Annotated in this window: 16 protein-coding genes; 3 read left to right on the plus strand and 13 right to left on the minus strand. The window is 41.4% G+C overall.

Annotation, left to right across the window (positions count from 1 at the left end):
* Positions 1–62: 62 nt before the first annotated feature.
* Positions 63–800: a peroxide stress protein YaaA gene (yaaA, locus tag BJI48_RS07330; RefSeq protein WP_180763087.1), complete on the minus strand. Its 738-nt coding sequence runs from the start codon at positions 798–800 to the stop codon at positions 63–65.
* Between the two features lie 49 nt (positions 801–849).
* On the opposite strand from yaaA, the gene BJI48_RS07335 reads away from it, so the two are divergent.
* A complete protein-coding gene (locus BJI48_RS07335; RefSeq protein ID WP_095333518.1) occupies positions 850–1398 on the plus strand; it encodes a DUF4149 domain-containing protein in 549 nt (182 codons plus the stop codon).
* A gap of 367 nt (positions 1399–1765) precedes the next feature.
* On the opposite strand, the gene rplT is transcribed toward BJI48_RS07335, so the two are convergent.
* The 12 genes from rplT to nrfH form a co-directional block, all read right to left on the minus strand.
* Positions 1766–2116 carry a 50S ribosomal protein L20 gene (rplT, locus tag BJI48_RS07340; protein ID WP_095333520.1) on the minus strand — a complete coding sequence of 117 codons (351 nt, stop codon included), beginning with the start codon at positions 2114–2116 and terminating at the stop codon, positions 1766–1768.
* A gap of 82 nt (positions 2117–2198) precedes the next feature.
* Positions 2199–2393, minus strand: coding sequence for a 50S ribosomal protein L35 (rpmI, locus tag BJI48_RS07345; RefSeq protein WP_095333522.1), 195 nt, complete (start codon positions 2391–2393; stop codon positions 2199–2201).
* Positions 2394–2436: 43 nt separating this feature from the next.
* On the minus strand, positions 2437–2952 hold the full coding sequence (infC, locus tag BJI48_RS07350) for a translation initiation factor IF-3 (protein WP_095333524.1): 516 nt from the start codon (positions 2950–2952) through the stop codon (positions 2437–2439).
* The gene (gene thrS, locus BJI48_RS07355) at positions 2949–4760 is read right to left on the minus strand and encodes a threonine--tRNA ligase (protein WP_095333527.1); all 1812 of its coding nucleotides are present in this window, start codon (positions 4758–4760) and stop codon (positions 2949–2951) included. The genes infC and thrS overlap by 4 nt, the downstream gene beginning before the upstream one ends.
* A gap of 93 nt (positions 4761–4853) precedes the next feature.
* On the minus strand, positions 4854–4982 hold the full coding sequence (locus BJI48_RS09680; protein ID WP_095333529.1) for a hypothetical protein: 129 nt from the start codon (positions 4980–4982) through the stop codon (positions 4854–4856).
* Positions 4983–5030: 48 nt separating this feature from the next.
* Positions 5031–6365 (minus strand): sigma-54 dependent transcriptional regulator, encoded by a 1335-nt coding sequence (locus BJI48_RS07365; protein WP_095333532.1) that lies wholly within the window; start codon positions 6363–6365, stop codon positions 5031–5033.
* Positions 6362–7075: a hypothetical protein gene (locus BJI48_RS07370; protein WP_095333534.1), complete on the minus strand. Its 714-nt coding sequence runs from the start codon at positions 7073–7075 to the stop codon at positions 6362–6364. Before BJI48_RS07370 ends, BJI48_RS07365 begins: the two co-directional genes overlap by 4 nt.
* A complete protein-coding gene (gene gyrA, locus BJI48_RS07375) occupies positions 7072–9552 on the minus strand; it encodes a DNA topoisomerase (ATP-hydrolyzing) subunit A (RefSeq protein ID WP_095333537.1) in 2481 nt (826 codons plus the stop codon). Before gyrA ends, BJI48_RS07370 begins: the two co-directional genes overlap by 4 nt.
* 143 nt (positions 9553–9695) lie before the next feature.
* Positions 9696–10082, minus strand: coding sequence for a diacylglycerol kinase (locus tag BJI48_RS07380; RefSeq protein ID WP_095333539.1), 387 nt, complete (start codon positions 10080–10082; stop codon positions 9696–9698).
* Positions 10083–10084: 2 nt separating this feature from the next.
* On the minus strand, positions 10085–11179 hold the full coding sequence (locus tag BJI48_RS07385; protein ID WP_095333542.1) for a hypothetical protein: 1095 nt from the start codon (positions 11177–11179) through the stop codon (positions 10085–10087).
* Between the two features lie 87 nt (positions 11180–11266).
* Positions 11267–13093, minus strand: coding sequence for an ammonia-forming cytochrome c nitrite reductase subunit c552 (locus BJI48_RS07390; protein ID WP_095333544.1), 1827 nt, complete (start codon positions 13091–13093; stop codon positions 11267–11269).
* A 16-nt stretch (positions 13094–13109) separates the two neighbouring features.
* A complete protein-coding gene (gene nrfH / locus BJI48_RS07395; RefSeq protein WP_257874439.1) occupies positions 13110–13565 on the minus strand; it encodes a cytochrome c nitrite reductase small subunit in 456 nt (151 codons plus the stop codon).
* A 129-nt stretch (positions 13566–13694) separates the two neighbouring features.
* Between nrfH and pgeF the strand changes: the two genes are divergently transcribed.
* A complete protein-coding gene (pgeF, locus tag BJI48_RS07400) occupies positions 13695–14444 on the plus strand; it encodes a peptidoglycan editing factor PgeF (RefSeq protein WP_095333549.1) in 750 nt (249 codons plus the stop codon).
* Positions 14445–14523: 79 nt separating this feature from the next.
* Entirely contained in the window at positions 14524–15249 is a 726-nt protein-coding gene (gene hypB, locus BJI48_RS07405) for a hydrogenase nickel incorporation protein HypB (RefSeq protein ID WP_095333552.1), read from the plus strand.
* The last annotated feature ends 6 nt before the right edge of the window (positions 15250–15255 follow it).

The following is a 15255-nucleotide window of genomic DNA, read 5'->3' on the forward strand; positions in this document are numbered from 1 at the left end:
CCTCCTTTATTTTGCTGTTTGTGTTTGATTGTATCAAAAAAGCCCACTCACTCCCAAGCACCCTAATGGACTGCATAGGTCAAAATCGTCGCATTTCCAAGCATTTTGTGTCCCAAAAATTCCAAATCCTCACTCTCTATAGCCTCAAGGGCACTATCAGGGCAAAGGCTCAACTCACGCAAATAAACCCCCCGATAATGCTTGGCATAATGGCTGACTTTTTTGCCATTTTTGAGGAACTCGATACGGGTGTGTGGGGATTTGATAGGATAAGCTTTGGCATAAATCTCGGCACGCAAATCCAATATCTTTTCACCCTCCAAGGACTTATCAAGCAATGGGGAAAGTTTTTGATAAAAATCACACAGATTAAAATCTCTAAACTTAAAATTTTGATTGCATTTATAAAAAGGCAATATATCGCTTGAGCGCACCATCCCAAAAAGATTGCTAAAAATAAAAACATTTTTCAATATAAAATCTTGTGCCTCTAAAGGAAGCTCATCAAAATCCAAAGCCTTAAAAGCTACGCCAGAATACAATCTGATGGCTTGCATTCGGCTTGTTTTGCCTAGATGGGTGCATAACGACAGCTCTTCAAGGCTACTATTGAGATTTTTGACACCAAATAGCCTGGCAACCACGCTGTCATCCTCGCTCAAAATCTCACGATAACGGGCGATATGCTCGCTAAGAACGCTCCCACTAGAAGCCAGATGATCCAAAAAAGTAAAATTATCTTTGTCTGAAATGATTTGAGAAGTCTTTTTCCCTTCGCTGGGGCTGAATAATATCTTCAATTTTAGTCTCCTTTTGGTATGATTATACATAATTTTTTTAGGAGAACCGATGAATAAACTAGCTTCTGTCGTGCATATCATCCACGCCCTTTATCTCTGGCTGATCGGCTTGAGTATCGGGGCAATGATCGTTTCAGGAGCCATTGTGGCACCGATTATCTTCGACGCCTATTCTTTTTTGCCCGATTTAGGTATCACCAAATACGACTCCGGAATCCTGATGACCCAGATTTTCCTTAGGCTTAATCTTCTACTCAATGCGACTGCTATCATTATTATTATCTATGAACTCCTTGCTTTCAAGGCATCATTTAAGCCATCATTCTTGCTATTGGCGGTGAATGCACTCAGTGTGGTGTTGATTTTTGTTTTTACCCTCTACTACACCCCGCAAATACTCGAAGCCCAAAATATGGGTGCTGCCTACACGGCTACACCGGAATTTGACGCACTCCATACCCAAAGTGAATATTTATTTAAAATCTTATTGGCAACCCTTAGTATTTCTTTTCTCTATAGAATTGTTCTTTTGTCCTCCAAACCCGCCCATCAAACACCCAAAACAACGACCCGCTCCACTCGGAAAAAATCTGTTTAAATAAAGCCTAATTTTCAAGGTATTTTTTAAATCCTTTGATCCATTGGGTTGCTAAAAAATATCTAAATACTAAGATTCAAAGGTTTTTTAAATCCTTTTTAGGCAAGCTCACTAGGTATTCCAATCAGTCTTTAGACAAAAACATCGCAGTTTATTGTTGCAATGTATTAAATTTTGCCACAACCTGACCTTTAGGATTTGAGATTCTGCTAAATTTTTTGGCAATCAAGCATTTCACAACCAATCAAAATAGAAATAAAAGATAATTTTTTAGGGGATTTTTTGTCTGATTTGTCTCAATGGATGGGGTTTAATTTTTTAGAAATTAAAAAAGGCTCTCAAGGCAAAACCTTGAGATAAAGACAGCTTAGAGAGATTTTTTGGCACTTTCGGCAATCTTGGCAAATGCAACGGGATCATTCATCGCCATATCAGCAAGGATTTTTCTATCCAAATCAATATTGGATAATTTTAACGCGTGCATAAATTTGGAATAGCTAATGCCATTGATACGGCAAGCTGCATTGATACGCACGATCCACAAACTCCTAAAATCTCGTTTTTTCTGCTTTCTGTCTCTAAAGGCATAATACATACTTCTTTCAAGCTGTTCTTTTGCTTTTCGGAAGTGCTTTCTCCTACCACTATAAAAGCCTCTGGCGAGCTTTAAAATCTTTTTATGTCTTCTTCTTCTAACAACACCTGTTTTTACTCTCATATTTTTCTCCTTGACCTAATTGCTAGGTGCAGTCTAATGACTAATCTTTCCCTTATTTGAAGGGGAGCCACTTTCTTGTCTTTTAGGCTTTGCAAAGCATTGCCTTGACAGAGTCGATATTCGCACTATGGACATAGTGGGGGGCATTGAGATTGGCTTTTCGTTTCTGGCTTTTTTTAGTCAAAATATGACTTTTAAAAGCACTGCCACGTTTGATAAGATTTTTTTTAACCTTAAAACGCTTCAACGCACCACGATTTGTTTTCATCTTTGGCATTGTCGTTCTCCTTTCATAAGATTGATTTTTTATTTCTTTACTGCTATTTCTTTTTAGGCACAAACAGCCACGAAACATATCTGCCCTCTGTTTTGGGTTCTTTTTCAGGCACGGCAATATCTTCCATCATCGCACCGACACGTTCCAAAACAATGAGCCCCACTCGTGGATCGTTATTTTCACGCCCTTTCAAAACAACTTTAAACTTTACGTGTTTGCTTTCCTCGATAAACTCTCGGGCGTGCTTGACCTTATAATTGATGTCATTTTGAGCGATTTGGGTAGAAAGCTTGATTTCTTTGATTTCAATCTGCTTTTGCTTTTTTTTGGCTTCTTTGAGCTTTTTTTCGTTTTGATAGCGAAACTTTCCATAATCCATCACCTTACACACCGGTGGCTTGGCATTAGGCGAAATCAGCACCAAATCCAATCCCTTGGAATTGGCAATCTTTTGGGCTTCCATCGAAGAGATGATACCAAACACTTCCCCCTCATCTCCAACACACCGCACTTGTGGAAAATTGATTTCCTCGTTTAACAATACTTCTTCTTTACTCAAAAACTGACCTCTTTCATTTTGGTTTCTGCCATATTAAAAAACTCCTCTACTTTCATTTCATATTGTGTTTTTGACATTCTATCGCGAATCGCTAAGGTTTTGTTTGTCGCCTCTTTTTCGCCGATAACACCAATAAGAGGGACCCGTTGCTTTTCTGCATTCCGAATCCTTTTAGCCAACGTTTCATTTTTGTCCATCACCTCAGCATACACACCCAGACCCAAAAGATGTTTTTTGATATCCCAAGCCATCGAAAGCTGTTCTTCGCCAATGGGTATAAGCACGATTTGCGTAGGTGCGATAAAAAAAGGAAACTCGCCACCAAAATGTTCCGTCAAGATAGCAACAAAACGCTCAAAAGACCCCAAAATAGCCCGATGGATCATCACAGGCTGGGCGAAAGCATTGTTTTCATCGGTGTATTTGAGTTCAAATCTTTCAGGCAAATTCATATCGATTTGAATCGTCCCACACTGCCATTTTCTCCCGATAGCATCGGTAATCTTAATATCAATCTTAGGCCCATAAAACGCCCCACCGCCCTCATCGATTTGATAGACAATCCCATTGCTCTGCAATGCTTCTTTGAGTGCCTCTGTGGCAGTCTGCCAAACATCATCACTGCCGATAGATTTATCAGGGCGAGTAGAAAGCTCCATTTCATAATCGAACCCAAACGCTTGCATAATCTTGCGGGTAAAATCAATAATATTACTGACCTCATCTTTTATCTGGGCAGGGCGACAAAAAATATGGGCATCATCTTGGGTAAATTCCCGCACCCGCAAAAGCCCGTGCAAAACACCGCTTTTTTCGTGGCGATGCACAATACCATATTCATAAAATCTTAGTGGCAATTCCTTATAACTACGATGAGAACTTTGATAGACCTTGATATGCCCGACACAATTCATCGGCTTGATACCATATTCGACCTCATCAATCGTGGTAAAATACATATTTTCTTTATAGTTATCATAATGCCCGCTAACTTTCCAAACACTGCTTTTGAGTATCTCAGGACCCCGCACAGGCTCGTATTCACGCACGATGAGTGCTTTTGTCAAAAGCTCCTCAATCCGCCTACGCAACCTCGCCCCTTTAGGTAGCCAGATAGGAAGCCCCGCTCCGATTTCCTCATCAAATCCAAAAAGCCCCATTTCCAAGCCAAGCTTGCGATGATCGCGCTTTTTTGCTTCCTCAAGTTGCTGGATATAGGCATTCAAACTCTCTTTGTCTGCAAATGCAATACCATAAATGCGTGTGAGCATTTCGGCATTTTCATCTCCGCCCAAATAAGCCCCAGCGAGTTTTGTGAGCTTAAAACTATGCAAAAGTTTTGTATTAGGCAGATGGGGACCCCGGCACAAATCTTCAAAATCGCCTTGCTGATACACCCCAAAACTATCCCCAGCAATCTTTGCCATCACGGCTTGCTTGAGCTCATCGCTGGCGAATTTTTTCATCGCTTCTTCACGGCTCATCACGCATTTATTGATAGGCAGACCCCTCTTAGCAATCTCTTTCATCTTTTTTTCAATGACTACAAGATCTTCTTCGCCAATCTTTGCCGTCGTTTTGAAATCGTAATAAAAGCCCTCATCTACGACCGGACCGACAAAAAACTTCGCATCGCTATAAATCTCTTTGATAGCTTGTGCCATCAAATGCGCACAAGAATGGCGGATGATTTGGAGTGCTTCATTTGAGTTGTCAAAATAAATCTCCTCACCCCAGATACCTTGACTTTTGGCGGTTTGGGTATCGAAAATCTCGTCATTATGCTTGATGCCGATAACTTCTGACATATAAAAACTACCTTTGATTTGCTAGATTGTGCGTGTTTAAACTTCCATAAAAAAGCGTGATTATAACATAATTAAAATATACTTTTTTTAAAATCAACAATCACTCGACCCAAAACCACACTGCATTTCAGGATCAACTTTCTGGACTTGTGGATCTTCCAGAGGTTGCAAACACCCCTGAATCAACAAAATCGCACCCAAAAAAACCCATAAAATCTTCATCTTTTACTCCGATTATCCTGATAATAATCAAATCCCACAGCTTCAAACCTAAACCGAAAGATTATATTTGGCAATCTTGTGCCGCAATACATCAAGTTGCATCCCAAGGACTTCCGCACTCCGAACCAAATCCCCCCCACAATCCTTGCAAACCTCTTTAATCAACTCGCTTTCAAGATTGGCAATCTTAGAAACCTGTTCTTTTGGGCTTCGGCTCTCCAAAAACAAATCTGCCTCCTCGATACAATCCCCCTCGCTCAAAATCGTTGCCCGCTCCACCACAGAGAGCAACTCCCTAACATTCCCATACCATTCATATGCTAGCAACTTCTTTTTGGCGTCTTCAGAAAATCTCTTTGGCTCAAATCCATATTGTGCCAATACCGCCTCAAGCTTCCAAACAGCGAGCGGGAGGATCTCCTCTCGCCTTTCTTTGAGACTTGGTATTTTAATAGGAATGGTTTGGAGGCGAAAAAACAAGTCCTCTCGAAACTCCCCATCGGCTATTTTTTTGTTAATATCTGCATTTGTCGCAGAGATAAAACGCACATCAATTTTGATGGTTTTATTGCTCCCTAAACGCGTGATTTCTTTTTCTTGGATAGCCCGCAAAAGCTTGCTTTGAAGCCCCAATGGCATTTCGCCTATTTCGTCCAAAAACACACTCCCCCCATTAGCAGTTTCAAAAAGCCCTGCTTTAGGGGTTGTCGCATCTGTGAATGCACCCTTTTCATAGCCAAAAAGTTCCGATTCTAGCAGATGTTCTGGGATAGCTGCCATATTGATAGCAACAAAAGGTGCGTTTTTTCGCAAAGAATGGGCGTGAATAAAGTTTGCAAACACTTCTTTGCCTACCCCACTCTGCCCCAAAAGCAAGACGCTCGCATCGGTGGTAGCGACTTTTTGTGCAGTTTTTTTGGCAACCTCCAAAGCCTCTGAGGTGGCGATAAAAAATTGCTTCTCTTCTGTGGGATTTGGCGTGTTTTTTGGCTTTTCAGGCTTATTATCTTGTAGCTTGTGCGTTTTTTGAAACTCGATGAATTTCTTTGTCCGATAGATTGCCTCCAGTAAAAGTTCGGGCTTGAAAGGCTTTTGGAAAAAATCCTTCACGCCCAAGCGGATCGAATCAATGGCTTTATTGAGTGTGGCATTCCCAGTAATCACGATCGCTTCATAACGCCCCTCTAGCAATCGCAAAAACTCCAACCCATCCATTTGGGGCATATTGATGTCTGTGATGATAAGCTCAAAACTATCATCAAGCGCTTTTAGAGCGTCTTTTGGATTCTTGAAACTGATAATTTCAAGGTCCTTATTATCGGCAAAAAAAAGTTCGAGGCTTTTACGCATATTGATGTCATCTTCGACGATGGCGATTTTCATCTCTTCTCCTTCCAAACTTCCAAAATCAAAAAACCATTATCCAAATACGCTATCACGCTTTTTGCCGGGAGGGTAAGCGTGGTTTTAGCTCGCAAGGCAAAGTCCCTATTAAGCGTATCATCACGGACTTGCACGCCACTTTTATATAGGCATTCTAGCACGGCGTCTTTTTTGGCTTCTAGGATAATCTTTAAGGCATCGCTAGCCTCATCATCCCCCAAAATATCGGCTATATACGAATCAATACGGCATTGATAATCAAAAACATAGCGAGGAGTTCCTACACGGGCTTTGATAGGCTCTGAAATCCGGTAGCGATCACCTTGTGCCACGCCATCTTTGATAACCAATCGATAAGAAATCAAAAATTCCTTTTTAAGAGGCTTTGTGCCACCTGTATCAAAAAAATCCGGCGGAGGCAAATCGCTTGGAAGCACCTGCGGGAGGATACCTGGGATGGGTTGATAAAAAAATTTACCATTAGGGTATCCAAACAACCAAAAGGGTGGTGAAAAAGGCGATAAGGGGGGCAAAAATGGTGGCGTGAAAGGCTCGCTTGTTGTATTGGCACGATAAAGCGGGTTTGATTCTGCTGGGAGTTCAAAAAAAGGCGGGGGAGTAAGCACGGGGGGATTTTTCTTCCACGTGTTAAAATCATAAGCCTGCATACTCACCAGCACCAGAGCCAAACTCAAAAACAAGATCTTCACTCGATACCCACACCACCCTCACTCTCGCTGTCTTCTTCAAGCGCTTCTTTGGGACAACGGCTCACATAAACAACTTTCTCACTGCCTACATTGATGATTTTCACACCACTTGTATTCCTGCCCGCTTCTTTGATGGCTTCAATCGCAACCCGTATCATCTTGCCACTGGTGGTAAGCACCATCAAATCCATATTCTCATCATCGACATTCACGACGCTCACCAGTTTGCCTGTTTTGGAAGTTAGCTTCATTGCAATCACGCCTTTGCCCCCCCTGCTTTGGAAGCGATAAGCCCCTGCAAGGGTTTGCTTGCCAATACCTTTTTCACTCACGGTCAAAAGCTTGTCGGTTTCACTAGTGATAATCGTCGCCCCGATGACAAAATCTTCATTTGCTTTGAAGCGAATGCCCGTAACCCCCCGACTCACCCGCCCGATCTCACGGATATCATCAATGCTAAATCGGATACACATCCCCTGATATGTCGCAATAAAAAGCTCTTTGACATCTTGATTGATAATCTTTGCAGTAACGAGTTCATCGCCCTCATCAAGATTGATCGCACGCACGCCCACACTCCGAATATTGCTGTATTCTTTCAGATTGGTTCGCTTCACGATACCATTCTTGGTGAAAAATACCAATGATTTATCATCGTTAAAATCTGTCGTGGTAATCGTTGCCATAATCTTTTCATCAGCTTGCAGATTGATGAGATTGACAACCGCCTTGCCAATAGCCGTCCTACCTGCTTCAGGGATTTTATAGACTTTGAGCCAATAGAGTTGGCCTTTGTTGGTAACAAACATTATCGTATCGTGGGTATTGGCAACAAAAAATGATTCGATAAAATCATCTTCGTGGGTATTGCCTGAAATTTTGCCCTTACCGCCACGATTTTGCTTTTCGTAAGTTTTTAGCTGGACACGCTTGACATAGCCCCGATGGCTCATCGTTACGACAACAGGCTCATTGGGGATCAGATCCTCAATATCAATAGCGTCATAATCATCTTCAATCTGTGTTTTGCGTGGCGAAGTAAATTTTTCTTTGATTTCAAGCAATTCTTCTTTGATGATACGTTTGAGTTCATCTTCGCTTTTTAAGATCGCATTGAGTTTTTCGATCAGAGCGAGCAATTCAGCATATTCTTGCTCGATTTTATCCCGCTCCAATCCCGTCAATCGTTGCAATCTCATCTCTAAAATCGCTTTGCTTTGCAGTTCGCTAAGACCAAATGTTTCCATCAAGCCATTTTTGGCCTCTTCAGTGTCCTTGCTCGCTCGGATTAGTTTGATGACTTCTTCGATATGATCGAGTGCGATACGAAGTCCCTCTAATATATGCGCTCTTGCCTTAGCTTTTTCAAGCTCAAAGATGGTCCGACGGATCACGACGGTTTTTCGGTGTGAAATAAATAGATTTAATAACTCCAAAAGGCTAAATATCTTGGGTTCTTTGTTATTAATAGCCAAAAGGATAATCCCAAAAGTCGTCTCCATCGTTGTGGATTTATACAGATGGTTCAAAACGATTTCACTCATCGCCTCTTTTTTCAGCTCAATAACGACACGAATACCCTCACGATCGGATTCATCCCTGACCTCAGAAATACCTTCGATGACTTTTTCTTTTGCCAGCTCGCTGATCTGCTCGACTAGCTTGGCTTTGTTCGTTTGATAGGGCATTTCATCGATGACAATCACATCTTTGGTCTTTGTTTTTTCAATATGCACTTTTGCACGCACACGTATCCTGCCCCTGCCGGTGCGATAGGCATCGATGATACCTTGCTTGCCATAGATAATCCCGCCCGTAGGAAAATCCGGTCCCTCTACAAAACCCATCAATGTATCCAGCGAAGCATCTGGGGTATCAATGACATAAATCAACGCATTAATGATTTCATCCATACGGTGCGGCGGGATAGATGTCGCCATCCCTACAGCGATCCCGCTGGAGCCATTTACCAAAAGATTGGGAATACGGCTAGGAAGCACATCGGGTTCTTTGAGCGTATCATCGTAGTTAGGGACAAAATCGACGGTGTCTTTGTCGATATCTTTTAAAATCTCCTCACTCGCTTGTGTCATCCTCGCTTCGGTATATCGCATTGCAGCGGCATTGTCCCCATCGATGGAGCCAAAATTCCCTTGCCCATCGACAAGCTCTAAGCGCATCGAAAAATCCTGTGCCATCCGCACCAACGCATCATAAACAGCCGTATCGCCGTGAGGGTGGTATTTACCGATAACATCCCCAACGATTCTGGCACTCTTTTTGTATGCTACCCTTGAGGTCAATCCCAGCTCACTCATCGCATAAAGAATCCTGCGATGGACGGGCTTGAGTCCATCTTTGGCATCAGGGAGAGCCCTGCCAATGATAACACTCATCGAATAATCCAGATAGCTTTCCTTGATGGAATCATCGATTTTTATATCTACAACGCTCGTATTATCCAGTAAATTATCCATTATCACTCCAGATGTTCTAAGTTCAAATATTCTTCAATGTTCCAATGCTTCCAATATTTTTGGGTGTTTGAATTGATGGTATATTCTAGCTTGTTTTTACTTAAAAGCGGGACAAAAAGCAAAAAATGGGCAGGCAATGAATTTCAAAAATATTGCTTCCAAAAAAAACTCACCCAAATCCCAACCCAAAAAATCAATGCAAAAAGTTGTGCTGCACTCCCCATATCTTTGGCTTTTTTTGCTAGAGGGTGGGTTTTGAGGCTCACAAAATCGATCGCATTTTCAATCGCAGAGTTGAGTAATTCGATCAAAACCGAAATCACGCAAGGTGCTACCAGCACCACACGTTCCAGCCAAGAATCCGCCACAAAAAATGCCAAGATAATACAAACAATCGCCAAAACAAACACTTGCCGAAACGCAGCCTCATCGCTCCACGCAGCACAAAAGCCGTCTTTGGAATAAAAAAAAGCATTCAAAATCCTAGCAAAACCTTTTTTGCCTTTTTTGTCGTTTCTATTTGTTTGCATTTCTATTTATTTGTATTTAGGGTCGTATCAACGATAAGATCGTAATGATTAAAGATTTTTGCAAGCATTCTTTGCTGGCTACCGGGTTTATCAAGATTCAAAATCATTTCGGGCGGGATTTTAAAATAGGGTGCGGGGGTTTGTTTGGGGAGCAATGACACGCTGACCTTAGAGGCTTCACCCATTGCCATCATCCCCATCCCATCAACAAATCCGACCAAAGCCTCTTGGTAAGGACCTCCCAACAAGCCAGTCATCGCAAGTCCAAAACCGATAAGACCCTTCGTGTCTCCAAGTGCTTGTTCATAAATCTTATCATCAAATGGAATTTTAAGGTCTTGATTTCTCGATTTATAATCGGATTCAAATATCGGATACAAAACGTTTTTGAGGGTGTTAGAAGCCAAAGAAAAATAAACCTTATCAACACCAAAATCAAAATCATCTATCTCCTGACTCAATTTCTCTGGAAAACCAAGCTTAGAATAATAAGAAATAATCGCATTCAAGATGGTCTTGTCTGCAAATTTGGCACTTTTGATTTTGATATCAAATCCATAATCATATTGCATATCTTTAGCAACAAACGCGCATTGATTGTGCGAAACAATCTCGCCGGCGTATTTGTCTATGACTTCGTTGTTTTGATTACAAGAAAACGCATTGGGCTTAAAAACCTCATAAATACCCATCAATTCTTTGTTGCCACTCTGAGTGGCCAGCGCATCAAGACCCTCAAAAATCAATTTTGGGGATTTTGCGGAAATCCTTATCGAACTCGTCCCAATATCATCAATATTCAAAGCCAAATCAGAAACTCCAAACACTTCTTGATGGGTAGCAGTATCAATAAGCCCGATATGTTTGCTCACACATTGATAACTACTGATACCACGGCATACAAAAGGCTCAAATTTGACCGAAAAAGGCTTATCACTGGAGGCATAATCTCGCACCATTGTGGCGACATAATCATTTAAAGTCGTTTGGAGTTCTGTTTTGATTTTTGAACTCAACTGATAACTCACGCCCAAAAGCACAAGAATCACCAAAGCCCCCAATAACAACAAAATCATCATCAGCTTTTTGCTAAACATAAAAATACCCTTAAATTTTAACTAGAAAGTTTGAAAGATTATAGCAGAATAAGAAATAATCCTCCCTTTAAAAGAGAGGATGTAGGTTTAATGCGTAGTAACGTTTTTATCCAAGACCTTGTAGTTGTAAGGATTGATGTCCTTATCTAGCTGGATAAGATCTTTTGGTGGGGCGATATTGACATCTTCTTCGTGATAATATCTATCGCCTTTTTTATGCCCATTCACATCAGCTTTCCATTTGAGTTCGCCCGGATTAAATTTCTGGATATCCTCAAAAGTCAGATTGGATACTTTGAAATCAATCTGATTGGCAGCTGCGATTTGAGCCAACAATGCTTGGGCATATCTAGCCATATCTGTAGCTTGCAACAATGCTCGCCCAGCTTCTTTAGGATTATGGAAGCCTCCAGAATTTTCAGCATTTACAAAATCTGCTCGCATTTGAGACTTTCTATGCAATTCCAAAACCTGCTGGAGTGCTTTTGAGATTTTGGCATCATCAGGCTTGCCGTCGGTTTGATAGGCAGGCAACTTACCGAGCTGCTCACGCATATATTTAATATCTGTAATCAAGCTCACAATCGCATATTCTGCACTTCTAAGGTCAAAAGCAACGGAATTTTGAATGCTATGGACTTGATTTCTCAAATAATCCTCTGTTTGGGTATGGCAACTCTTACAAGAACTATTAATATCATCAAGTGGCGAAATTAGATTGTGCTGGCTCATTTTCTTAGAACCTTTACGGACATAAGGCATATGGCAATCCGCACAACTCACACCATTAGCAGCGTGAATACCCCCACTATACATTTCAGATTCTGGGTGTTGCATTTTAAGCAATGGCGCTTTTGTATCCTTGTGAATCCAATCATAAGGGAAAATATCACGGACTTTTTCATAATATTCATCAAACATTTCGATTCTAAACGGCTTGTCCTTTTTCCACTCTGACCACGGGAATGCGAGTTCAAGACCACTGGCAGAGACTTCAATAGGCTCATTTCCATTTCTCCAAATATCGATGTCATCATAATTTTTCTGGCTACCATTCCACCATTTTGCTTGTGGATCTTTTGAGATACTCTCACCCATTATGGTTACTTTCTCACCTGTCGGGCGGAAATAATACTCCACGTGGCATTGTGAACAAACCAATGTTCTCATCTCTTGCCTGCTCGCTTTGACACCTGCGATCGGATCAGACTGATAACCCCTAGCAATCAAAGCATTGATAGCAGCAGGACGGGTAAGTCGCAAACTCATATCATCAGGATTGTGGCAGTCCGCACAAGTAAGTCCCATTCGAGTTCCCCCGTGAAGTCCCCGATGCGCCTCGCTATCTGGTGCTTTGCCATCCATCACAGGAACATTTTTAATCATTGTCCAATAAGGTGTGGTATTAAAAGCTATCCAATCATTTTTGGCAACATTTTTATAAAGCCAAGGCATCCAACCGCTATGGCAATTCATACAAGCAGTGGGCTGACCATTGAAAGCTTTCAAACCAAAGGAATTTAAGAAATCCTTATTATTTCTAGCTGTGCTCATCTGATCGCTTTGTGCATAAAAATGCCCGCGCTCTTCGTTGAAATCCGCACTAAAAGCATACCCTGCCCAAAGAATGGTTAATTGGGGGTATCGTATCAATTTACTATACGCAAGATTCCCGCCAAAATCTGTGGGCTTGGGCTCTTGTTTTTCAATACTCAAATACATATCCAAGTAATCAGGAAAGAATTTGCCCCAAGTATCAAATCTAGGGTCATCATCGCTTAGCTGTGTCATTGGATTTGTCTTCACACCTGAAACCTCATATTTCTTCTGGGTGATGTCAGAATTTAGCCAAAAAATACCCCCGCCTAGCAATACGCCCACAACAATCACAATCCACAAAATCTTATTTCTCATTATCTCCTCCTAAACTTTAAAATCCACGTGAATGCCCCACTCCCTGATGACAAGAAACGCATTTCAAAGACGTATCTTGATGTTCAGGGCGTAAGGTTGGATTCACAACGTTTTGCACATAGGGCAAATGGCAATGGATGCAGTTCTCTTGCACAATCTCTTGAGTTTTCTTAGACGCAGTAAAATGGGTAGGCAAATTTTTATCAAAAGTAAAAGCATAGGCGTGACCTACGCCACTTTCGGCTTTTGCTACCCATTTGCGGACAAACTCGTGAGGCAGATGGCAATCACTACAAGTTGCAACTTCTCTGTGAGAACTCTTATTCCAATCGTCATACACCTCATTCATCACGTGACAATTGTTGCAGGCAGCAGAATCGCTGCTCAGATAGGAAAAACCTTTTGCATTATAAAATGTATAAAATGCTCCCCCCAATCCGATCACAACCACAAACACTGCCACGACAGCCAGAAGAGATGAACTTGGCTTGTTTGTTTTCAAAAACTCTCCTTCTTAGTGATTTGCACCGCCCATTTTAATGTTAAAATAAGAATTGTGTTTTGACCTAAATCAATTCGCCTATTTGATAAGGATCAACAAATGGTTAATGACGAAAAAATTTTTTTCTCCAGCAATCAAAGTGCTTTGTTCGCACAAACAGATATAGAATTTGTCATCACCTCAAGGCAGGGCGGTTTTAGCCAATCCCCTTATGACAGCCTCAATCTCGCCTACCATACTGGCGATGAAAAAGCCCACGTAACTGCCAATAGAAATGCGATATGCCAAGCATTTTTTCCAGACAAAACGCTTCTTTGGATAGATCAAATCCATAGCGATATTATTTTGGATGTTGCTTCGAGCAAATGGCGTAATGATGGCTTTATCGGGCAAGGAGATGCCCTCGTGTGCGACCAAAAAGATATTGCTTGTATGGTGATGGTCGCTGATTGCAATCCTGTCCTTGTTTATGAGCCAAAAATCCGCACGTTTGCTCTCATTCACGCCGGCAGATGCGGGGTGCAAAAAAGAATCCTTAGCAAAACCATCAAGCATATCTTGAAACACCCCCAAGCAAAAGCTCAAAATATGCTTATTTTCATTGGCCCATCTATCCGAAAATGTTGCTATGAGATTGGCAAGGATTTGGCTGCAACTTTCCCTGAAAAATATCTGGCAAACAATAATCTTGATCTCATCAAAATGCTTCAAGATGAACTCTCAAGCCAGCAAATCAAACCCCATCAGATAGAAATCTCGCCCGTATGTTCGTGTTGCCAAAACAATCTATTCTCCTACCGCAGAGAGGGCATTACCGGGAGATTTGGCTTGATTGGGGCATTGAGATAATCCAAACATTTAAATCCAAAATGTATAATCAAAACAAAATCCAAAAACAACCAAAACACCAAAATAATGGAGAAACCCAATGACTGATCGAGAAAAATCCCTCAATAATAACCCCAATCTCAGCAAAAAAAATGTCAAAATCGTCGAAAAAATCCTTAGCAAAAACGACCTCAAAGCCAAAGAATTAAAAGAAAAATACCGAGCCGATGGGCTATATGTCATCAATCTGATGAGCTCTCCAGGGAGCGGGAAAACAACGCTCTTAGAGAATCTCTGTGATTTTGAAGATTTCAAATTTTGCGTGGTCGAGGGCGATTTACAGACCAATCGTGATGCTGATCGACTTATCAAAAAAGGTGTATTTGCCGAGCAAATCGCCACAGGTGAGGCTTGCCATCTCGAAGCTGCGATGGTTGAAACCGCTTATGATAAGCTCAAAAAGCAAGGTGGGCTTGGTAATGCTGATTATTTGGTGATAGAAAATGTCGGCAATCTCGTCTGCCCAGCCAGCTATGATCTAGGCGCAGCGCTTAATATCGTTTTGCTTTCTGTCCCTGAGGGCGATGATAAAGTCCTCAAATACCCCACGATGTTTTTGTGCGCCGATGCGGTAGTGATTAGCAAGTCCGATATGATTGATTATTTTGGCTTCAAGGTCGCTCAAGTCCAAGAGGATTTGGCAAAACTCAAACCCAATGTGCCGATCTTCCTGACTAGCTCTAAAGACAAAAAAAGTCTAGAAATCCTCAAAGATTTTATTGTAAACAACAAAAAACAAGGGTATCATTCCCAACACTCTTTTTAAAAGGAA

This window comes from Helicobacter sp. 11S02596-1 (assembly GCF_002272825.1).
Taxonomy (GTDB): Bacteria; Campylobacterota; Campylobacteria; order Campylobacterales; family Helicobacteraceae; genus Helicobacter_J.